Raw genomic sequence first — 19,007 nt, forward strand, 5'->3', positions numbered from 1 at the left:
GGCGTTACGCCCGATGCATCAGCTTGAGCACGGCTGTCAGGCGGAGGCTACGCTTGCCCGCAAGCGCGGTGGCCTCCAGCAGCGCCCCCTGCTCGTCGCAGGTGCCGGCAAAGCCAATGCCGACCTCATGGCCGCCGAACACCGGGTTCTCGCCCCTTGCCGGCGTGTGCTCCTGATTGAGGATCTGGCCCTTCCAGCGGCCCTTCTCCGAGGTGTAGCTGCCGATGTAGTAGAACGACGCGTCGCCGCCGAGGATGCGGCCGTCATTGAGCAGCATCACGCCAGTCAGGCCGCCGTCGACGCCGTCGAGCATGCGGATGTGAATGGAATAGAGGCCGTTGACGATACCATCCTGGCCGACGCCTCCGGCGATCGGGATCTCCTCCTCTCCGATCGGTGTCATGACCGAGCTGAATTTCGCACCCGGCAATTCCTTGAGGCCGCCTTCAAACCGGTAGAGATTGCCATCCGGCTTGCCCCGCGCCAGCAGGGTCGCGTCGTCGGTGCCGGCCATCGCGCGGTAATTCGGGTCGGGATTATGGCGAACGGTCTTGATCTCGATGACAAGCTCGCCATCGGCTTCCTCCTGATAAGTGCCGATATGAGCAAAGGCGGAATTGCCGCCGAGCATCTTGCCGGCGCGCACATACATCACGCTGCGGCCGACCGCGTCGTTGAGCTGGAACCTGATCTTGTAGAAACCCTCGAGCAATGGCCGTGTCCCCGGCAAGCGCATCGGCTATCTAGCGCGGTTCATAACGCAGGGGAACGGCTTGAATCGGGCAAAGGGCTTGAATCGATGCATTTGAGGCAACGTCATCGCAACGCAATGACCCGCCAAAGCGGGCACGCTTTGGCGGGTCAGGGTTGCATCCGGACGCCCCCGTCCGTGTATGCGGCGTGGTTTAGGCCGCGGCCGACTTGGCAGCCGTCGGAACTTCGGCAATCGTCTTCAGGATCTGCGAAGCGATGGCGTAGGGGTCGCCTTGCGAGTTCGGGCGGCGGTCTTCGAGATAGCCCTTGTAGTCGTTCTTCATGAACGAGTGCGGCACGCGGATCGAGGCGCCGCGGTCAGCCACGCCGTAGCTGAACTTGTTCCAGGGAGCCGTCTCGTGCTTGCCGGTCAGACGCTTGTCGTTGTCAGGCCCGTAGACGGCAATGTGCTCCATGAGATTTTTCTCAAAGGCTGCCATCAGCGCTTCGAAGTAGGCCTTGCCGCCAGTCTCGCGCATATAGGCCGTCGAGAAGTTGGCGTGCATGCCCGAGCCGTTCCAGTCGGTGTCGCCGAGCGGCTTGCAGTGATACTCGATGTCGATGCCGTAGGTTTCGGTCAGGCGCTGCAACAGGTAGCGAGCCATCCACATTTCGTCGGCGGCCTTTTTGGAGCCCTTGCCGAAGATCTGGAATTCCCACTGGCCCTTCGCCACTTCGGCGTTGATGCCCTCGTGGTTGATGCCGGCGGCAAGACAGAGCTCGAGATGCTTCTCGACGATCTCACGCGCGACCGAACCAACATTGCTGTAGCCGACGCCCGTGTAATACGGGCCCTGCGGCGCAGGATAACCCGAGGTCGGGAAGCCGAGCGGCCGGCCGTCCTTGTACATGAAATATTCCTGCTCGAAGCCGAACCACGCGCCTTCGTCGTCAAGAATGGTGGCGCGCCGGTTGGTCGCGTGCGGGGTGACGCCATCCGGCATCATGACTTCGCACATCACCAGGACGCCGTCCTTGCGCGCGCCGTCGGGATAAACCGCAACCGGCTTGAGCACGCAATCCGAGCTTCTGCCTTCGGCCTGCATGGTCGATGAGCCATCGAAGCCCCACAGCGGGAGCTGCTCGAGCGTCGGGAACGAAGCGAATTCCTTGATCTGTGTTTTGCCGCGCAGATTCGGTGTCGGCGTATACCCGTCGAGCCAGATATACTCGAGCTTGTACTTGGTCATTGAGCCTCTCTTGAGTTTAATGCTGCTAGGTGCGGAAACCTCGGACTTTGGAGGTTAGAAGCCCTGCAGTCCCCGCACACGTGTACCCGGCCACGTCAGGCCGTTTCTTACCAAGCAATTAAAGTGCCAAAACGCTGCAACGCGGCACTGGACGGCGTTGGGCTGTCCACCGTCGCGCGTGCGTTTTTTGATGCGACATAGAAGCGCGCCTGACATGCGCGCCAGGCGGCCAAAAGGCGCTTTCGAGCCCGCCTGAAGCCCGATTCTACGGCAGTTTCGGTCCGCAGCTCCCGGCCCGATTAAAGCTGCAGCAGCCTTTTGCGCCATTCGGCGGGAGGTTCGGTCGCGGCCGGCAACCTTCCCCCCGGCTCAAGCGTTAGTCACCTGCCCATTGCCTCACACGAAGCAAAACAGGAAGTGCCTATAAAATGCACATTAGATGACTTTATTTGAGCAATTTGCATTCCGGGAGGGCGCGAACGATATCGCAGTCTCGGTAACTAACGGAGAACGAGTCGGGCGCACCATGGTGGTTCGCTCGATCCAGGAGAGACCAGGATGATCAATACAGGTGTGAATGAGGGATCTGCCAAGATCTATCAATTCCCAGCCGGGGGCCGGTCGGCCTTGGCGGGACGTCGCTATGGCGAGACCAAGCCCGACTTTGCCGCGCCGGCGGTCGATGTCGCGGACTGCAGCGGCAGCTGGTACCACGCAGCGGCCATCGAGGAAACCAAGCCTGGGCGTGACCACTGATGCCAGCCCAATGTTCGGTAAATCCGCGTCAAAGAGTTCAGGCGCGGTCGGTGAAGTAGAAAAGGGTCGGAACGCAATCGTTTCGGCCCTTTTTCATGCAAACCTTGTTTTTACGTCAGTTCGCATGCCGTTACCGGCCGTTTGGCGTGCTTGAGCGTGGTGAGCCCGGCCTTTGTGACTTTCAGGGTAATCCCGCGGCCCGTATAGCGCGACCCCGAAAACGCCACACCCTTTTTCAGCGTCACCGCCTTGCCATCGAGTTGCAGATGGGCGCGTGAATCGTACCGGAAAAACCCGGCAATGAATTGCGTGCCGTCGGCGCAACGATAATTTTTGAAAGTCGCCTGTGCCAACGCGGCCGACGAGCCGACCGCTCCCAAAAACATCGTTCCCAGAAGCAACGCCGCCGCGAAACCAGCGATCTTGCGATTATTCATATTCTCCTCCTGACGGCCCGAGTATAGACCAGAGGGCAAGACGCGACACACCCCGGCTCGATCGCCGCACAAGAATTGCATCTCCAAGAATTCGATCAAGAATTCCGTAAGGCAGCCCCGATGTCAGATTCCCCTGCCCGTCATCTCAATCTTGCTGGCGCCAGCAATTTCCGCGACCTCGGCGGTTATCTCACCCGGGACGGCCGCACGGTACGCTGGCGGCAGATGTTCCGGTCCAACCATCTTGGCCATCTCACCGATGATGACGCTGCGGTCTTGCGCTCGCTCGGCGTCAAGAGCGCGTTCGATTTTCGAGGCACGACGGAGCGCGCCGAGGCGGTGTGCGGCCTGGCCGATATTACCGTGCATTCGCTGCCGGTGGAGCCAACGGTGGTCGCCGCACTTCGTGCCATCGCCGCCAGCGGCACGGCGCTGTCGACCGACCACGCCGTCGAGGTGATGCGCGATTCCTACCGCAGCTATGTGCAGCAAAATACGCCGCGCTTCCGGGCGCTGTTTGCGCATCTGCTGGAAGACCGCGCCCCGCTGGTGATCCATTGCACCGCCGGCAAGGATCGCACCGGCTTCGCCTGTGCGCTGATCCTGCATACGCTCGGCGTTCCCGACGAGGTGATTGCGGAAGATTATTTGTTGACCAACCAATTCTACCGCAGGGATCCCGCCGCCAGCAGCGACCTGCCTGATCACGTCAAGCAGGTGCTGGGTTCGGTGCAGCCCGCGTTCCTCAGCGCTGCGTTCGAAGCCATTGACGCCGACTATGGCAGTCTCGAAGCTTATCTCCGCGACGGCATCGGTCTTGGCGAAAAGGAGCGCGCGGCGCTCGCGGCGCTCTATCTGCAATCCTGATTTAATCGTGTTTCACCCGCCGCATCGAAACGATTCGCGCGGCCGACTTTCGGCGCGAGTGTGCCTCGCGATCGCTCAGGCCGCGGCTTCCATTTCCATTTCTGCATCGAGATCGGCGATGACATCCTCGAACGCCTGGATCGCCTGCTGGATCGCCGCAATCTGCATCAGCTCCCAGTCCTTGATTGGACCGTTGCGGTTTTGCAGCGCGACCACCAGGTCCCGCCGCTGCTCCTTAAGCTGAACGAGCGGTAAACCGTGGTCGGGTAGTGATCCCATCGTGATGCCCCTGCCTTGGATTGGACTCCCTTATAGCGATCGAGCTTCTGAAATCGACTTACGCAACTTGCGCAAATTTTACGGATCACCCCCTGATCCGTAGTCTTACGTAGTCCGCATCGCCGCTTCGGCCTTTTTGGACGTGAAATTCGCCGCATTGCTGATGAAAATCCTGACGATAGTTGCCGTTCATTACCGCGGAGGCCCATTATGGATGGAAAAGTCATTGTCGTGACCGGCGCCCTCGGCGCGCTCGGCAGCATTGTCGTTGACCAAGCGCTGGCGGCCGGCGCCAGGGTCGCGAGCGTGGACCACGCGCCGACGCAGGTGCCGGCTACATCAAACCAGTTCGAACTCGGCGGTGTCGACCTGACCGATGCGGCGGCGGCGAAGAAGGCCATCGATGCCGCGGCATCGCATTTCGGCAAACTAGACGCGCTGATCAACATCGCCGGTGGTTTTGCGTTCGAGACGGTCATTGAGGGCGATCCGAAGACGTGGCAGCGCATGTACGCGCTCAACGTCACGACTGCGCTTAACGCCTCGCGCGCGGCGATCCCGCACCTGACCGCGTCCGGTGCCGGACGGATCGTCAATGTCGGCGCGCTTGGCGCGCTGCAGGCGGGCGCCGGAATGGGCGCCTATGCCGCGTCCAAGGCCGGCGTGCATCGCCTGACCGAAGCGCTCGCCGCCGAATACAAGGGCAGGATTACGGTGAACGCCGTGCTGCCGTCGATCATCGACACCGCAGCCAATCGCGCCAGCATGCCGAAAGCCGATTTCAGCAAATGGGTAAGGCCAACAGAACTGGCCGACGTGATCCTGTTCCTCGCCAGCGATGCCGCCTCCGCCGTCACCGGCGCGCTGCTGCCGGTGAGCGGGCGGGTTTAAATCCTCAGTCCGCAAGCCTGCGCAGCATTGGATCGCGCCCGTTTGTCTGTCCCGCCGGCCAAGATAGCCGCTTACGCGCGATTTGGCCAAATCCGGGCTAAACTCGTGACACTGAGTCGCGGCCGCTTTGCCGCCGGAGCCTGTAGTTGGAAACCGCGCTTTACCTGCCCGTCAAACGCTTCCTTGAAAAGCTCGGCTTCACGGTCAAGGGCGAGATCGGCGGCTGCGACCTGGTGGCGCTCAGCGGCGACGATCCGCCGGTGGTGGTGATCGGGGAATTGAAGCTCACATTCAATCTCGAACTGATCCTGCAGGCGGTCGATCGCGCCGGCGCCTGTGACGAGGTGTGGCTCGCGGCCAAATTGTCGGCACGCGGCAAGGGCCGCGAAAGTGACGCCCGCTATCGCAACCTCTGTCGTCGGCTTGGCTTTGGCATGCTCGCGGTCACCAACACCGGCGACGTCGAGGTGATCGTCAAACCCGCCACGACAGCCCCTCGCCCCAATCCCAAGAAACGCTCGCGGCTGATCAGGGAGCATGAGCGACGCAAGGGCGATCCGGCGATGGGCGGCTCTACGCGCGCGCCGATCATGACGGCCTATCGCCAGCAGGCGCTGGCCTGTGCTGCGGCGCTTTCGGGTGGCCCGCGGCGCGTGAAGGATTTGCGGATCGAGATGCCGGACGCCGGCAAGATTTTGCTGCACAATGTCTATGGCTGGTTCGATCGCGCCGAGCGCGGAATCTACGTGCTGACCGATGCCGGGCGTGCTGCGCTGAAACGCTGGCCGCAACAACCGCTGGATCTGGCCGCCGCCGAATAGTCCCGACAAGGACGGTGAAACCGGGAGGACAACATGATCGTGGTTACCGGCAGTGTGACGGCGCGCCAGGACAGTTTCGACGAGGTCCGCCGCCTGAGCCTCGAGCACGTCCATCGTTCGCGCAGCGAACCGGGGTGCATCTCGCACACCGTGCATGTCGATTGCGAAAACCCGCTGCGGCTGGTGTTTTTCGAGCAATGGGCCGACCGCGCCGCGCTGCTTAACCATTTCGCGGTCCCCGCCTCGCGCGATTTCGTCAAATCGCTGCAATCGCTGGCTGCGGCCGCCACGTCCATCGAACTGTACGACGCTACCAGACTGGAGAAATTGTAGGTGCATGGCTGTAATGCCACGCCAAATTCATATTGCAATGCAACATAAGGGCACTTAGGTATCTCCGCATCAGATGCGAGGCCCCGATGAGCGAAGACTGGAACACGAAATATGGCACCCGGCGCGTACGGCGCGATCCGCCGACGCTGGAGGAAGCGATCTTCGCCGCCGTCGGCATTACCGACGATCAGCAGCAGCAGGCGGAAATCGCCGCAGCACTGATGGGCTTGCCGTACGAAGAAGTGCTGGCTGAGGTGAAGAAGACCGGCCGCGCGGTTGCGCGGTCCGCCACCCGCGTCATCACGGGCGAGCAAGGCGCCCAGCGCTCTGTCGTGGTCGAACGCAAGGTGATCAGGCGCTTCGGTAACGACAAGCGCACTGGTACCTGAAGTCCATTCCTGAAGATCTTAGTGTTAAAGGCCCCCGGGCAATCCGCGCGATCCAGGAGATCCGCGAATTGCCGCCAAAGCGTTTTTCAAGCGAAGTGGGCACCGGTTCGCGTCAAGAAAACGCGTCAAATCAAAAAATACAGAGCCCCGTTCCGATGCAAGCGGAACGGGGCTCTATCGATGGGCCTTCCGGTCAGGCCGTCCGGCCCCAGCCGGACATTCTCAGCATCATGGCCCAATAAGCACGATTGAAGTTCGTGATCGCCCGTGCGGCCTCGAGCGTCGTCGCCATTGCGGACGGCGCCCCTTCCGGCTGGTTCTGCTTGGCCAGATCGATGCTGCCGGTGGATTCGCCGTAGCGGAACGTCAGGTGTGCGCCAAACTTGTTGGCGAGCGCCCGCATCGCTTCATTCTGCGCGCCGGTGGTGATCCGCAGGCTCTTGTAACCCTTGGCCCGCGCCTCCGCGATCAGCTTCCTGAACAGGATGCTGCCGACGCCTTTGCGCCGTACCGAGCTCTCCACGCTGAAGGCGATCTCCGGCAATGCGTCAGGCGATTGCTCCGGCGGATGCAGTTCGGCGGCGCCGCGCACCACGCCATCCTCGAAATAGCCAATGATCACAGTGCCGTCGTTGGCGCATTTTTCGGCGTAGCGTTCAATGAAGCTGTCGTCCATGAAGCCATGAAAGCGATCATGGCGGCTGGTGCGGTCGAGCCGCAAAAGGTGATCGCGCAGCAGCGGCAATTCCTCTTGCTGGCTTAGAATCCGAACGGTGCCCTTGGCGCGGCTCGGAGCGGTAGTCTGGTAGTTCATAGTCATAACTCCTCGTGGTGGCCCTCGAGGAGGCGTCGAATCCCTAGACCACCTATATTGTGCATCGCAATATGAAGTTCAACCCCTTCAAATGCCTAATAAAAAGCCATTCCCCGCTTAACAATTCGGTAACCAAATCGACGCCAGTCGCGGCGCCCGGCAAGCTATTTGCACACACTGGATTTGAGCCGGGCTTTGGCTCACACTTACCCCGGTTCCCGGAGGTCCCATCGTGGCTGTCGTGCTCGACACGAGTTCTTCAGTTCCGGATCGACGCCTTGCGGTCTGGCAGGACATCGTCTGCGACACCTTTGTCGGTCTCGATTGCCACTCCGATATGCGGGAGGGATTTTGGGGCGCGGTTTCACAATCCGCGATCGGCCGCGCGACGTTTACCCGCGTCGATTCCTGCGCCCAGCGGGTGTTCCGCACGCCATCCCGGATCGCACGCGCCAGCGAGGATTACGTGCTGGTGGCGCTGGGCAACCACGGCGTCAACGGCGTGTATCAGGACGGCCGCGATGCCGTCGTGTCCGCGGGACAGTTCGTCATTTACGACACCACCCGCCCCTACGAGCTGCGCTTCGATGACAGTTTTTCACAAACGATCCTGCAGATGCCGCGAAAACTTCTGCAGCAACGCATCGGCGCGTTCGACGCGCTGACCGCGACCACCTTCTGCAGCAGTCGGCCCCTGGAAGGCTTGGCTTACGAATTTCTGGTTAGCACCAGCAAGGTCGTCGACCACGTCGATCCCGCCACTGCTTCCCGCCTCCTGGATCAGGGACTGGATCTCATTGCCATGGCCTTCGCCGATCGGATGCATGCGCGTTCGTCGGATCAGTCGTTTCACCGCTCTGCGCTGCTTTATCGGCTCAAGAATTACATCCTGACGCACCTGAGCGATCCCGACCTGTCGATCTCGCGGGTTGCCGCGGCCACCGGAATCTCGCCGCGCTATGCCAGCGATCTGATGGCCGACGAGCAGCACTCGTTCCGCGGCTATGTCCAGATGCAGCGCCTGGAGCGGTGCAAGCGCGACCTGTCGGACCCGGCGCATGCGGCCCGGCACATCAGCGACATCGCATTCGCGTGGGGCTTCAACGACCTCGCCCATTTCAGCCGGATCTTCAAGCAGAGGTACGGCGCTTCGCCGCGCGAATGGCGCGAGCACCCGCCGCAATAAATTCTCCTCCGATCGGTCTGGCCTCCCGCGGCGGCACAACGCCCGCCGCCTGCGGCGACGTGCCTGGCTCGACGCCGTCACGGCTGACCATTGCAAGTTAAGACAAGTTTTCGTTCTGCCACGGACAAGCGCCACGGCCAGGGGCGGCGGTAGGCTTTCGACCCAGCGATTGCCTTATCTCCCAACGCAGAAGGATGATTTCGATGGGTCTCGTGCACCAGAAGTACAAGGTAGCGGTGGTTCAGGCCGCGCCGGTCTTTCTCGATCTCGATGCGACTGTGGACAAGACGATCGCGCTGATCGAACAGGCCGCGGCCCAAGGCGCCAAACTGATCGCGTTTCCCGAAACCTTCATTCCCGGATATCCGTGGCAGATCTGGCTCGGTGCGCCCGCCTGGGCGATCGGCCGCGGCTTCGTGCAGCGCTATTTCGACAACTCGCTGGCGTTCGGCAGCCCGCAAGCCGACAGGATCAGCAAGGCCGTCAAGCGCGCCAAGCTGACCGCGGTCCTCGGCCTCTCCGAACGCGCCGGCGGCAGCCTCTACATCGCGCAATGGCTGATCGGGCCCGACGGCGAGACCATCGCCAAGCGCCGCAAGCTGCGGCCGACCCATGCCGAACGCACCGTGTTCGGCGAAGGCGACGGCAGCGACCTTGCCGTGCATGATCGCGCCGATGTCGGCCGGCTCGGGGCCTTGTGCTGCTGGGAACATCTGCAGCCGCTGTCGAAATACGCGATGTACGCCCAGAACGAGCAGGTTCACGTCGGCGCCTGGCCGAGCTTCTCGCTGTACGACCCGTTCGCGCATGCCCTCGGCCATGAGGTCAACAATGCCGCGAGCAAGATCTACGCGGTCGAGGGCTCATGCTTCGTCCTCGCTCCCTGCGCCGTGGTCTCGCAGGCCATGATCGACGAGCTCTGCGACTCCCCCGAGAAGCACGCGTTCCTGCATGCCGGTGGCGGTCACGCGGTGATCTTTGGGCCGGACGGCAGTTCGCTCGCCGAAAAACTGCCGCCCGATCAGGAAGGCATTCTCTATGCCGATATCGATCTCGGCATGATCGGGGTGGCGAAGAACGCCGCCGATCCCGCCGGACATTATTCCCGGCCTGATGTCACGCGGCTGCTGCTCAACACGTCCCGCGCCAACCGCGTCGAGCATTTCACGCTGCCGGTCGATGCCGAGGTCATGAGCGAAATCAGGCTTCAGGCCTGAGAGCTTTAGAAGGTTCTGCCAGCTGACGAGGAGCGAGCCCATGGAATCCGCGATCCCGGACCATCTGCGAAGCGCGCGCACACGCCACCGTCGCGTCCCGGACGATTATGCGCCGCCCTACCCGTCGTTCGTGGCGCGCCACAAGCCCGCCGTGGCGCGGGTGGTGATGGCCTATTTCGGCGTCCAGACCCGCGGCGAGCCGTCAGAAGCCGCCGAGCAGGCGCTGGCGTGGATCGTCGCCGCTTTCGGGCAGAATGGCGGCCCAGCGCATTGGGACCGGGCGCGCTATATTGATGAAGCCGGTTTCACCAATGTCGTCACGGTGGCCTATTGGGACGATCGCGCCAGGTTCGATGGCTGGTTCCCAGCGGCGCGCGAGGGCTGGACCGGCGAGCGACGAAACGCCGGCGGTGTGGGCACGTTCATCGAGGTGCTGCATCCCAGCGTGGAAGGCTATGAGACCTTGTTCTCGTCCCTCGGAAGACCCGAAGGCGTCGCGGTTCTCGCCGACGGCATGAGCGGCGAGATTCAGGAGCACGCCTATTGGGGCGGCATGCGTGATCGCATTCCAAAATCCCAGAGCAGCGAGATGGCGCCATCAGGAAACATCACCGCTGTCCGTGATGGCGCCCGCATCAGGGTCATCCCTTCGGACAATGTGTGCCTGATCCGGTCGGGCCAGGATTGGGGTGATACCGAAGCCTCCGAACGCAAAATGTACCTCGAGGACGTCGAGCCGGTGTTGCGGGAAGGCATGGACTTCCTGCGCGATGACGGCCGCTCGATCGGCTGTTACGCCAACCGCTATATGACGGTGGTCGCGCCCGACGGCACACGGAGCGAAAAATCCTACGGCATGAGCTGGTGGAAGAGCCTCGCGGCCCTGGAGCGATGGGCGGAATCGCATCCGACCCATGTCCGGATTTTTGGCGCCGCGATGAAATATCTGTCGACCTTGGGTCCTGCCGCGAAGCTGCGGCTCTATCACGAGGTCACGGTGGCGCGGGCCGACGAAGCCTTCTTTGAATATCTGGATTGTCACCCGCGTACCGGAATGCTGAACGCCGTGCAGACGGACGCCATCTAAAGCGTTTTCGAGCGAAGTGGATACCGGTTCGCGTGAAGAAAACGCGTCAAAACAAGAGTCTAGAGCTTCGGTTCTGATTCAATCAGAACCGATAAGGCTATAGACCGCGACCGGACGCCGCCTACAGCACCATCTGGGTCTGGGTGACGATCGCGACCAGCTTGCCATCGTCGGTCTCGAGCCGGGTCTGCCAGACCTGCGTGCGTCGTCCCCGGTGCACCGGGGTCGCGGTCGCAATCACCGTGCTGCCTTCCTTGGCGCCGCCGATGAAATTGGTCTTGCTCTCGATCGTGGTGGTGCCCTTGGCATCCTCGGGCAGATTGATGACGGTCGCGGCGGCGCCAACCGAATCCGCAAACGCCATCACCGCGCCGCCGTGAATCGTGTTGCGCAGCGTGCAGAGCTCGGGGCGCACCAGCATCCGTGCTACCACGCGGTCCTGGTCGGCTTCGACAAAGGTCACGCCCTTCAATTCCGCGAACGGCATCTTCATCGATTGGATTTTTTCCAGCAGCGTCATAATTCCTCCCGTACTTCCTTCAAACGATTCCGCAGGAAGCATGGAGGAGCCAGGTAAATCAGGCAATGACCTCGGAGGTAATGGTGCCGTGACAAGACCGCGTTAATTCTGCATATGGTGCCCATGCGCCAGTTCCCGCCCCGCCGGATCGTCTGCCTCACCGAAGAGACCGTGGAGACGCTGTATCTGCTCGGCGACCAGGACCGCATCGTCGGCGTCTCCGGCTATGCAGTGCGGCCGCCGCAGGTACGCCGCGAGAAGCCGCGGGTATCGGCCTTCATCTCGGCGGACATTCCGAAGATCCTGGCGCTGCAGCCGGATCTGGTGCTGGCTTTCTCCGACCTGCAGGCCGACATCGTCGCCGAACTCGTGCGCGCCGGCGTCGCCATCCATGTCTTCAACCAGCGCGACGTCGCCGGGATTTTGGCGATGATCCGCACGCTCGGCGCACTGGTCGGTGCCGCCGATCGCGCCGAGCAACTTGCCACCAGCTTTGAGCAGCGCCTCGCCACGATTGCAGCGACGCCCCGTCCCTCACCCAAACCAAAAGTCTATTTCGAGGAGTGGGACGATCCCATCATCAGCGGCATCGGCTGGGTGTCCGAACTGATCGAGATTGCCGGCGGCGAAGACGTATTGCCAAAGCTCCGGTTTCAGCAGGCTGCCAAGGACCGGGTCATTTCGGCGGACACGGTGCGCGACACCGCGCCCGACGTGATCCTGGCCTCATGGTGCGGCAAGAAGGTCGTGCCTGACCGGATCAGGCAACGACCGGGCTGGAGCGATGTCCCGGCGGTGCGCAACAACCGCATCGTCGAGATCAAATCGCCGCTGATCCTGCAGCCCGGTCCGGCCGCGCTGACCGACGGGCTGGATGCGATCGTGAAGGCGCTCTGGCCGCAGCGAGACTGACAGCCGACATTGAACCGGCGCGCTCACTTGAGGAACAAACGATCTCGGGATCATCGTGTTGAACGTGACGTAGAGAGGGTTGTGCAAGCATGTGGCGACTATCGACAGCGAAGCGACATCTTGCTTTCGGCCTGGCTCTGGCCGGCGGCCTCTTCGCCGGCCTCGCCAACGCTGCCGATCCGATCACGCCACCGGGCAGCCGCATCAGTCTCGCGCCACCGAAGGGCTTTGTCGTCGCCACGACATTCACAGGCTTTCAGGATCAGGCGCACCATGCATCGATCTTGATCGCGGAATTCCCTCCGGTCGCGTTCACGCAGTTCCGTAACGGCCTCACAGCTGAAGCGATGGCCAAGCGAGGGATGCGCCTGCTGTCGACGGAGACGATCGAGGGGGTGCCCTACGAGCAGATTACGGTGCGTGCGGAGCAACGCGCCGGGAATCAGGTTTTTGACAAATGGCTGATGGTCATCAACGGCCCCGACATGACCGGAATGTTGACCGTCTCGATCGCCAAGCCTGCGCCAAAGCAGCTGTCGGATGCCGTGATCCGCGCCGCGCTTGCCAGCGTCCGCATCCATGCGACGGCCTCGGGCGATCCGATCGCCGCCCTGCCGTTTTCGATCGAGCCGACAGCGCGCTTTGCGTATCGCAAGCCCCTGGCCGGCAGGGGCCTGTTGCTGAAGGAAACGCCGCCTCCACCGGAGGGGAAGCTGGACGATGTCGGCTTCATCGTCAGCCTCGCCACCGAAGCCACCATTGCGCCCTCTGATCAGCAGCGCTTCGGAGAACAGCAATTTCTCAACTCGAGAACCATCACCGACCAGAAAATCCTGAGCACCAGACCGCTCACGACGTCGACCATGGCCGGCTTCGAATATCTTGGAGAGGGCAAAGGCGCCGGTGGCCGCCCGCTCCGCTACCTCGTCGTTGCGCTCTATCCGTCGGGACGCCCCTTTGTCCTGCTGGGCATGGCGCCGCCGGAGCGATTTGACGAGGCCTTGCCGGAGTTCCGCGCGATGGTCGAAAGCTTCAAAGCAAAGCCGTAGAGCGTTTTCCAGCGAAGTGGATACCGGTTCGTGTGAAGAAAACGCGTCAAAATAAGAGTCTAGAGTTTACACCTTCTCCACCCCGCACCATTCCGCGATGAACAGCGCGGTGGCCTTGGTCGATTTCCGCAGCGAATCCAGATCGACATATTCGTTGAAGCCGTGGATCGCCGCGCCGCTGGCGCCGAAGCACAGGCTCGGGATGTTGTAGTTCAGGCCATAGAACCGGGTATCGGTCAGCGCCGTGAAGACGAGGTCCTCGACCTTGCCGCCATAGACGGCGCCAAACGCCTTGCCGAAGGCAGCTTCCGGTGCGGCAGCGTCCTTCAGCTCATAGCCTTCCGACAGGAAGCCCGACCATTGCACCTCGGGCGGATTGTTGGAGAGGAAGCGGTGGTCGCGCGAGGCCGCGGAGACGCAGGCCAGAATCTCCTTCTGGCAATCCTTGATCGACCAGCCCGGCAGTACAGCAATGCGGCAATCGACATCGCACCACGCCGGCACGCTGGAAGCCCAGTCGCCGCCCTTGATGATGCCGGGGTTGAAGTTGATCGGATGCGTCAGCGTCTTGAAATGCGGATCGGCCTTGGCGCGCTCGTTCCATTCGGCCTCGAGCTTGCCGATCGCATGAACCAGATGATAGGCCGCCATGATCGCATTCGAGCCGGAGCCCGCGTAAGCCACATGCACGGGAACGCCGCGCACCCTCAACCGAAACCAGATCACGCCGACCTGCGAACGCACCATCTTGCCGCCCGTCGGCTCCGGAATGAAGCAGGCGTCGGCACGGTAGCCGCGCTGCAGGGTCGAGAGCGCACCGACGCCGGTACTCTCCTCTTCGATCACGGACTGAAAGTGAATCCGCGCGGTCGGCCGCAGGCCGGCGGCCTTGATCGCATCCAGCGCATAGAGCGCGCCGATGGTGCCCGACTTCATGTCGCAGGCGCCGCGGCCATACATCTTGCCGTCCTTGATCACGGGCGAGAATGGCGGCGTCTCCCACATGTCGAGCGGGCCGGCCGGCACCACGTCGCAGTGCCCCTGCAAGATCAGCGATTTGCCGCCATTGCTCCGCGGACGGTAGGTGCCGACCACGGTGCGCGCCTTGGAAAAATCATGCTCGATCGGGCCGAAGCCGCGCAGATCCTTCAAATCCTCGACATCGATATGCCAATCATCGACCTCGTAGTCCCGCGCGCGCAGGAGATCGCCGATCATGTCCTGGCACGGCCCCTCGGCGCCGCGGGTCGAGGGGATCGCGACAAAGTCGCGGGTCGTCGCAAGCTGCGCATCAAACCCGGCATCGACGGCGTCGAGGATTCTTTGTTGCGTATCGGTGGTCATGCGGCGGCTCCAATCGAGAATCTAGCAGGTGATGAGAACCGGCACCCTAACACATAGCGTTTTCAAGCGAAGTGGAGACCGGTTCGCGTGAAGAAAACGCGTCAAAACAAAAGAGGCTCAGCCGACGGGGTAATGCAGAAGATGGGCCTCCCGCAAGGCGTCATCGAGCAGACGGCCTTCCGAATAGGCGCGCAGCGATTGCGGCCGTTTGACACCGGCTAACAACCGCGGGCACGGTTCCGGCGCGCCGATCACGGTGCGGACCGGAATGCGCTCGGCGTAGATCGGCAACGCATAGTCCTCGTCATCGTCGGCGACGCCCTTGGTGCGGATCTTGGCCGACGCCTGCTCGATCTCCATCGCGATGACGGCACTCGCCTTGATTTCCTGCTTGGTGCTTTGCCGCAAGGAGGCGGTGCGGTCGGGAAAGAACCGGTCGACCATCGCGACAAGCGCGCGCGCTTTCTCGTCCGGGTCGGTGACGATGTAGGCGGTGCCGAAGGCCATCACGGCGCGGTAGTCGGCCGAATGGTTGAAGCCGCACCTTGCCAGCACAAGGCTGTCGAGGTGCGCGACCGTCAGGCACACCTTCTGCCCGTCCGACTGGTTCTCCAGCATGCGGCTGGCGCTGCTGCCGTGCCAGTATAGCCTGCTCCCTTCCCGCCAGAAGAACGTCGGCGTGCAATAGGGCTGGCCGTCGATCACATAGGAAACGTGACACAGCATCGACGCGTCCAGCAGGCCGTGGACCGTCGCGTGATCGTAGCGGCCGCGCTCATGCAGGCGCTTCACCCGGTTGCGCGGCGACACGGGATACGAATTGGCGGCTTCGCTTACGGTCACGACAGCTCCTGTCAGGATCAGTGAATGATGACAGCAGTTGTACCGGCCAATTTGGTCTGCGATAGTGCCAATTCCATGCGAAAAATTCCGACCAATTCTCCGGCGCCGCCACGGAAGACCGAACTGCCGCTCGACCTTTCCGGGCCGCATGTGACGCCGCGGGCCTCTTCGCCGCACCGGCTCTATCAGGCACTGTGCCACGCCATCGTCAGCGGCATCGTGAAGCCCGGCGAACCGCTGCCGCCCTCGCGGACGCTGGCAAGCCAGACCGGTTTTCGGCGCAACGCGGTCACGACGGCTTATGAGCGGCTGATATCAGACGGGTTTGCGGTCGCCGTCGTCGGCTCGGGCACCTTCGTCGCCGCGCGCATCCCCGCGCAGGTGAGCGGCGCCGGCAAGGCCAGGATCGTCATCGAGACGCCGCCGCAAGGCACCCTGTCGCTCGGCTGCACGCATATCGACGAGCGGGCCCTGCAGCGCTTCCGGTCCTTTGTCGGGCGGCGGATGCGCGCCTTCGGGACCGATCACCTGCACTACGGCGATCCCCGCGGCAGCCGCGAGCTTCGCACCGCGATCGCCGACCATCTGCTGTCGGCACGCGGGCTGCGCTGCGATCCGGACCAGATCATGCTGGCCTCGGGAACCCAGCACGCCCTGCGGATCGTGCTCAGCGCCATTCTGAGGCCAGCCGATCAGGTCTGGTGCGAGGACCCCGGCTATCCCGCCGCGCGGCGCGCCATCGAGCACTGCGGCTACCGCCCGGCCCCGGTTCCGGTCGACGCATCAGGCTTGATCGTCGCCAAAGGCCGCACGTCAGCGCCATCGGCGCGCGCGGCCTATGTGACGCCCTCGCACCAGTTTCCCCTCGGCGTGCAGATGTCGATGAGCCGCCGGCTGGAACTGCTCGATTGGGCCAGGGACGCCGACGCTTTCGTACTGGAAGACGATTACGACAGCGAGTTCAGGTATGACGGCGCGCCATTGTTGTCGCTTGCTGGCATCGATCATTTGCAGCGCGTGATCTACATGGGCACGTTTTCAAAGACGCTGTTTCCCGGCCTGCGGATCGGCTATTGCGCGCTGCCCGAGAGGCTGATCGGGCCGGTGACGACGGCGCGCGCCGCGCTCGATCGCTTTCCCGGCACGCTGCTGGAAGGCGCTGTCGCGGACATGCTGAATTCCGGCGCGTTCGCCGCCAATCTGCGGCGGGTGCGCGGGCTCTACCGCGAGGCCCGCGACGTGCTGGCATCGACGCTGACAACAGCATCGGAAGGCCGCCTGTCCGTGCCGGTGCCATCGCAGGGCCTGCACCTGGTGGCGCGGTTCGAGCCGTCGGTCGACCCAATGGTTGCCTCGCAGGCGAAGACCGCGGCCGGCGTCGAAGGCTGGCTGCTGGCCGAAACCTATCATCGCGCGCAGCCGCTGCCGGGATTTGTGCTGGGGTTTGCTGGTCACCCGCTTCCGCAGTTGAAGGCATCGGCTGAGAAACTTGCGAAGGCGTCGTTGGCCGCGCTGCGCGGCGCCCGCAAGGCTGACGCTCATGGAACCAGAGCCGGCAAATCGCGAAAGCCCGCGTCGGCGCGATCCCGAGCAGCGCGCTAACCTGGCGCCTAGGAGAATCGTCGACGCATCCGCTAAATGCGTGAAGCACTCGTCACGATGGAGACACCGAATGCCAGCGAATCGCAACGTTATGTATCTCATCATCGGCGTACTGGCCGTTGCCGTCGGCGTGCTCGGCTACAATCTCTATCAGGCCAAGAAACAGCCCGAGGGCGTGCAGATCAATCTCGGCCCCGACGGGCTGAAGATCCAGAGCAAGTGAGGGAGGTCAATTTGGCAATCACGAAGGCCGTGACGGCCCCGGCTCTTGCGGTTTCCGCCGGCCTTGCCTTGTGCCTGCTCGCTTCACCGGCCGCCGCTCAGCAGGTCGTCCCCAACGAGCGGAATATCGTCGATCTGCGGCTCGGTCAGCGCATCCTCGTCGACGACGGAACCTGCCCGGCCGGACAGATCAAGGAAATCTCGGGCTCGCAGATGACGACATCGGGCGTGCTGCGCGTCCGCAAATGCATTGCGCGCCTGGGGACGAAGCAGAGGCGGTAGGGCGTGTACTCATTAAACCGCGATAGTCGCAATCTCAGGCAGGCGAGCCTGCCTTCGCACGAATGGCCATCGACCGCTTGAAAAGCGCGTTGGCATCGGCGTAGCGGCTCTGATACTTGTAGAGACGGGCCAGGTTTTCCAGGACATCCGCGAGGTCCGGATGGTTCGGGCCGACCGTCTTTTCGAAGGTGGCCACCGACCGCTTGTAAAGCCGCTCGGCGTCGGCGTTACGGCCCTGTCGCCCATAAACAGTGGCCAGATTGTTCAGCGCCTGCGCAACATCAAGATGGTCGCGACCGAACGCTTTCTCGGTCACGGCTATCGACCGCTTGAGCAGCCGCTCGGCATCGGCATAACGATGCCGGTTGGTGTAGACATCGGCCAGGTTATTCATCAAAACCGTGGCGTTCGGATCGCTCGGACCGTGCGCCTTCTTGAGAACGGCCAGCCCGCGCTTGAACAGCCGCTCGGCCTGGTCGTATCGACCCTGATTGCTATAGAGAGCGGCCAGGTTGCTCAGCGCCAGCACGATGTCCGGATCGTCAGGACCGACCGTTTTCTCACGAATGGCGATCGACCGCTTGAGGAGCGGCTCCGCCTCGGCAAAACGCTCTGTCGTGCGGTAGAGTTCGCCGAGATTATTCAGCACGCTTGCGACTTCGGCATGGTCCGGACCGAGTGTCTTCTCCTTGATAGCCAATGAACGCTTGTACAATGGCTCGGCAACGGCGTATTGACCCAGATTGTAGTGGATCGTGCCCAGGTCATTCAGTGGCATGGCGACCATTGCATCATCGGGACCAAACTCCTTCTCGCGAATGGCCAACAACTGCTGGGCCAGCGGAAGCGCTGCCGCGTACTTTCCGACCCGATAGAGTTCGTTGGATTCCTGGTTGAGACGGCTTGCCTCATCCTGCTCGGCGTAGGATGGCACGATGACTGACAGGCTCAGGGCCAGCGCGGTGACCGCAATGCGGATAGATGCTTTCATGGCCTTCATCACATTTGCCTCCGTCGCGGTTCTTGCGCGACATACCCGCCCTTTGTGTCTTCAGAGGCCAGAGAGGTTCATACTGACGGGTCACCGCGCAGCAATCACGCCATGCGACCGCTTTTGGGGCACCTTTCGGACCTGACGTACTCGTTCGGCGATGTCCGTTGATCGGGGACGAGCAGAAGTTCGCGGTCTACTGTCAAAGTGTAGCGGTTGCCC

23 protein-coding genes are annotated in these 19,007 nt (G+C 62.6%); 14 read left to right on the forward strand and 9 right to left on the reverse strand.

Annotation, left to right across the window (positions count from 1 at the left end; genetic code table 11):
- Nucleotides 1–4: 4 nt before the first annotated feature.
- Nucleotides 5–712: a GrlR family regulatory protein gene (locus tag JQ567_RS02245; RefSeq protein ID WP_212437291.1), complete on the reverse strand. Its 708-nt coding sequence runs from the start codon at nt 710–712 to the stop codon at nt 5–7.
- Nucleotides 713–905: 193 nt separating this feature from the next.
- Nucleotides 906–1,943, reverse strand: coding sequence for a glutamine synthetase beta-grasp domain-containing protein (locus JQ567_RS02250; RefSeq protein ID WP_212437292.1), 1,038 nt, complete (start codon nt 1,941–1,943; stop codon nt 906–908).
- Between the two features lie 558 nt (nt 1,944–2,501).
- Here JQ567_RS02250 and JQ567_RS02255 point away from each other — a divergent pair.
- Nucleotides 2,502–2,699: a DUF2735 domain-containing protein gene (locus JQ567_RS02255; RefSeq protein WP_212414723.1), complete on the forward strand. Its 198-nt coding sequence runs from the start codon at nt 2,502–2,504 to the stop codon at nt 2,697–2,699.
- A gap of 110 nt (nt 2,700–2,809) precedes the next feature.
- Here JQ567_RS02255 and JQ567_RS38805 read toward each other — a convergent pair whose 3' ends face one another.
- Nucleotides 2,810–3,235 carry an MliC family protein gene (locus JQ567_RS38805; protein WP_312017331.1) on the reverse strand — a complete coding sequence of 142 codons (426 nt, stop codon included), beginning with the start codon at nt 3,233–3,235 and terminating at the stop codon, nt 2,810–2,812.
- 21 nt (nt 3,236–3,256) lie between these two features.
- On the opposite strand from JQ567_RS38805, the gene JQ567_RS02265 reads away from it, so the two are divergent.
- A complete protein-coding gene (locus JQ567_RS02265; RefSeq protein ID WP_212437293.1) occupies nt 3,257–4,003 on the forward strand; it encodes a tyrosine-protein phosphatase in 747 nt (248 codons plus the stop codon).
- Nucleotides 4,004–4,078: 75 nt separating this feature from the next.
- On the opposite strand, the gene JQ567_RS02270 is transcribed toward JQ567_RS02265, so the two are convergent.
- Nucleotides 4,079–4,219, reverse strand: a complete 141-nt coding sequence (locus JQ567_RS02270) for a hypothetical protein (RefSeq protein ID WP_249135235.1) — start codon at nt 4,217–4,219, stop codon at nt 4,079–4,081.
- A 273-nt stretch (nt 4,220–4,492) separates the two neighbouring features.
- Between JQ567_RS02270 and fabG the strand changes: the two genes are divergently transcribed.
- The 4 genes from fabG to JQ567_RS02290 all read left to right on the forward strand — a co-directional run bounded on the left by fabG (nt 4,493) and on the right by JQ567_RS02290 (nt 6,716).
- A complete protein-coding gene (gene fabG / locus JQ567_RS02275) occupies nt 4,493–5,173 on the forward strand; it encodes a 3-oxoacyl-ACP reductase FabG (RefSeq protein ID WP_212437294.1) in 681 nt (226 codons plus the stop codon).
- Nucleotides 5,174–5,319: 146 nt separating this feature from the next.
- A complete protein-coding gene (locus JQ567_RS02280) occupies nt 5,320–5,994 on the forward strand; it encodes a DUF2161 domain-containing phosphodiesterase (RefSeq protein ID WP_212437295.1) in 675 nt (224 codons plus the stop codon).
- Between the two features lie 33 nt (nt 5,995–6,027).
- Nucleotides 6,028–6,327, forward strand: coding sequence for a putative quinol monooxygenase (locus tag JQ567_RS02285; RefSeq protein ID WP_212437296.1), 300 nt, complete (start codon nt 6,028–6,030; stop codon nt 6,325–6,327).
- An 86-nt stretch (nt 6,328–6,413) separates the two neighbouring features.
- Nucleotides 6,414–6,716 (forward strand): hypothetical protein, encoded by a 303-nt coding sequence (locus tag JQ567_RS02290; RefSeq protein WP_212392024.1) that lies wholly within the window; start codon nt 6,414–6,416, stop codon nt 6,714–6,716.
- A gap of 193 nt (nt 6,717–6,909) precedes the next feature.
- Here the strand turns inward: JQ567_RS02290 and JQ567_RS02295 are convergent, their stop codons facing one another.
- Nucleotides 6,910–7,530: a GNAT family N-acetyltransferase gene (locus tag JQ567_RS02295; protein ID WP_212038118.1), complete on the reverse strand. Its 621-nt coding sequence runs from the start codon at nt 7,528–7,530 to the stop codon at nt 6,910–6,912.
- 232 nt (nt 7,531–7,762) lie between these two features.
- Here JQ567_RS02295 and JQ567_RS02300 point away from each other — a divergent pair, with 232 nt between their 5' ends.
- The 3 genes from JQ567_RS02300 (at nt 7,763) to JQ567_RS02310 (ending at nt 11,020) form a co-directional block, all read left to right on the forward strand.
- Complete coding sequence (locus JQ567_RS02300) at nt 7,763–8,716, forward strand: helix-turn-helix domain-containing protein (RefSeq protein ID WP_312017332.1); 954 nt, start codon at nt 7,763–7,765, stop codon at nt 8,714–8,716.
- Nucleotides 8,717–8,919: 203 nt separating this feature from the next.
- Entirely contained in the window at nt 8,920–9,933 is a 1,014-nt protein-coding gene (locus tag JQ567_RS02305) for a carbon-nitrogen hydrolase family protein (RefSeq protein ID WP_212437297.1), read from the forward strand.
- A 40-nt stretch (nt 9,934–9,973) separates the two neighbouring features.
- Nucleotides 9,974–11,020 (forward strand): phenylacetaldoxime dehydratase family protein, encoded by a 1,047-nt coding sequence (locus JQ567_RS02310; protein ID WP_212437298.1) that lies wholly within the window; start codon nt 9,974–9,976, stop codon nt 11,018–11,020.
- A 121-nt stretch (nt 11,021–11,141) separates the two neighbouring features.
- Here the strand turns inward: JQ567_RS02310 and JQ567_RS02315 are convergent, their stop codons facing one another.
- The gene (locus JQ567_RS02315) at nt 11,142–11,540 is read right to left on the reverse strand and encodes a PaaI family thioesterase (RefSeq protein WP_212437299.1); all 399 of its coding nucleotides are present in this window, start codon (nt 11,538–11,540) and stop codon (nt 11,142–11,144) included.
- A gap of 123 nt (nt 11,541–11,663) precedes the next feature.
- Here JQ567_RS02315 and JQ567_RS02320 point away from each other — a divergent pair, with 123 nt between their 5' ends.
- Nucleotides 11,664–12,452 (forward strand): cobalamin-binding protein, encoded by a 789-nt coding sequence (locus tag JQ567_RS02320; RefSeq protein WP_212437300.1) that lies wholly within the window; start codon nt 11,664–11,666, stop codon nt 12,450–12,452.
- 89 nt (nt 12,453–12,541) lie between these two features.
- The gene (locus JQ567_RS02325) at nt 12,542–13,501 is read left to right on the forward strand and encodes a hypothetical protein (RefSeq protein WP_212437301.1); all 960 of its coding nucleotides are present in this window, start codon (nt 12,542–12,544) and stop codon (nt 13,499–13,501) included.
- Between the two features lie 66 nt (nt 13,502–13,567).
- Here JQ567_RS02325 and JQ567_RS02330 read toward each other — a convergent pair whose 3' ends face one another.
- Together JQ567_RS02330 and JQ567_RS02335 are read right to left on the reverse strand one after the other, a co-directional pair.
- Nucleotides 13,568–14,845, reverse strand: a complete 1,278-nt coding sequence (locus JQ567_RS02330; RefSeq protein WP_212437302.1) for an ArgE/DapE family deacylase — start codon at nt 14,843–14,845, stop codon at nt 13,568–13,570.
- A 117-nt stretch (nt 14,846–14,962) separates the two neighbouring features.
- A complete protein-coding gene (locus JQ567_RS02335; RefSeq protein WP_212437303.1) occupies nt 14,963–15,688 on the reverse strand; it encodes a pyridoxamine 5'-phosphate oxidase family protein in 726 nt (241 codons plus the stop codon).
- Nucleotides 15,689–15,763: 75 nt separating this feature from the next.
- Here JQ567_RS02335 and JQ567_RS02340 point away from each other — a divergent pair, with 75 nt between their 5' ends.
- The 3 genes from JQ567_RS02340 to JQ567_RS02350 all read left to right on the forward strand — a co-directional run bounded on the left by JQ567_RS02340 (nt 15,764) and on the right by JQ567_RS02350 (nt 17,794).
- Nucleotides 15,764–17,290, forward strand: coding sequence for a PLP-dependent aminotransferase family protein (locus JQ567_RS02340; protein WP_212437428.1), 1,527 nt, complete (start codon nt 15,764–15,766; stop codon nt 17,288–17,290).
- A 70-nt stretch (nt 17,291–17,360) separates the two neighbouring features.
- Entirely contained in the window at nt 17,361–17,513 is a 153-nt protein-coding gene (locus JQ567_RS02345) for a hypothetical protein (protein ID WP_212437304.1), read from the forward strand.
- Between the two features lie 11 nt (nt 17,514–17,524).
- Nucleotides 17,525–17,794: a DUF6719 family protein gene (locus JQ567_RS02350; RefSeq protein ID WP_212437305.1), complete on the forward strand. Its 270-nt coding sequence runs from the start codon at nt 17,525–17,527 to the stop codon at nt 17,792–17,794.
- A 34-nt stretch (nt 17,795–17,828) separates the two neighbouring features.
- Here the strand turns inward: JQ567_RS02350 and JQ567_RS02355 are convergent, their stop codons facing one another.
- Nucleotides 17,829–18,794, reverse strand: a complete 966-nt coding sequence (locus JQ567_RS02355) for a tetratricopeptide repeat protein (RefSeq protein WP_212437306.1) — start codon at nt 18,792–18,794, stop codon at nt 17,829–17,831.
- Nucleotides 18,795–19,007 lie beyond the last annotated feature (213 nt).

Source organism: Bradyrhizobium sp. AUGA SZCCT0431 (genome assembly GCF_018131065.1).
In the GTDB taxonomy this organism is placed as follows: Bacteria; Pseudomonadota; Alphaproteobacteria; order Rhizobiales; family Xanthobacteraceae; genus Bradyrhizobium.

Excerpts from the sequence above, each read along its gene's own strand:
- JQ567_RS02250 (WP_212437292.1), bottom strand. The coding sequence starts at position 1,943 with ATGACCAAGTACAAGCTCGAGTATATCTGGCTCGACGGGTATACGCCG.
- JQ567_RS02255 (WP_212414723.1), top strand. The coding sequence starts at position 2,502 with ATGATCAATACAGGTGTGAATGAGGGATCTGCCAAGATCTATCAATTC.
- JQ567_RS02265 (WP_212437293.1), top strand. The coding sequence starts at position 3,257 with ATGTCAGATTCCCCTGCCCGTCATCTCAATCTTGCTGGCGCCAGCAAT.
- fabG (WP_212437294.1), top strand. The coding sequence starts at position 4,493 with ATGGATGGAAAAGTCATTGTCGTGACCGGCGCCCTCGGCGCGCTCGGC.
- JQ567_RS02285 (WP_212437296.1), top strand. The coding sequence starts at position 6,028 with ATGATCGTGGTTACCGGCAGTGTGACGGCGCGCCAGGACAGTTTCGAC.
- JQ567_RS02290 (WP_212392024.1), top strand. The coding sequence starts at position 6,414 with ATGAGCGAAGACTGGAACACGAAATATGGCACCCGGCGCGTACGGCGC.
- JQ567_RS02295 (WP_212038118.1), bottom strand. The coding sequence starts at position 7,530 with ATGAACTACCAGACTACCGCTCCGAGCCGCGCCAAGGGCACCGTTCGG.
- JQ567_RS02305 (WP_212437297.1), top strand. The coding sequence starts at position 8,920 with ATGGGTCTCGTGCACCAGAAGTACAAGGTAGCGGTGGTTCAGGCCGCG.
- JQ567_RS02310 (WP_212437298.1), top strand. The coding sequence starts at position 9,974 with ATGGAATCCGCGATCCCGGACCATCTGCGAAGCGCGCGCACACGCCAC.
- JQ567_RS02315 (WP_212437299.1), bottom strand. The coding sequence starts at position 11,540 with ATGACGCTGCTGGAAAAAATCCAATCGATGAAGATGCCGTTCGCGGAA.
- JQ567_RS02320 (WP_212437300.1), top strand. The coding sequence starts at position 11,664 with ATGCGCCAGTTCCCGCCCCGCCGGATCGTCTGCCTCACCGAAGAGACC.
- JQ567_RS02325 (WP_212437301.1), top strand. The coding sequence starts at position 12,542 with ATGTGGCGACTATCGACAGCGAAGCGACATCTTGCTTTCGGCCTGGCT.
- JQ567_RS02330 (WP_212437302.1), bottom strand. The coding sequence starts at position 14,845 with ATGACCACCGATACGCAACAAAGAATCCTCGACGCCGTCGATGCCGGG.
- JQ567_RS02340 (WP_212437428.1), top strand. The coding sequence starts at position 15,764 with ATGCGAAAAATTCCGACCAATTCTCCGGCGCCGCCACGGAAGACCGAA.
- JQ567_RS02345 (WP_212437304.1), top strand. The coding sequence starts at position 17,361 with ATGCCAGCGAATCGCAACGTTATGTATCTCATCATCGGCGTACTGGCC.
- JQ567_RS02355 (WP_212437306.1), bottom strand. The coding sequence starts at position 18,794 with ATGAAGGCCATGAAAGCATCTATCCGCATTGCGGTCACCGCGCTGGCC.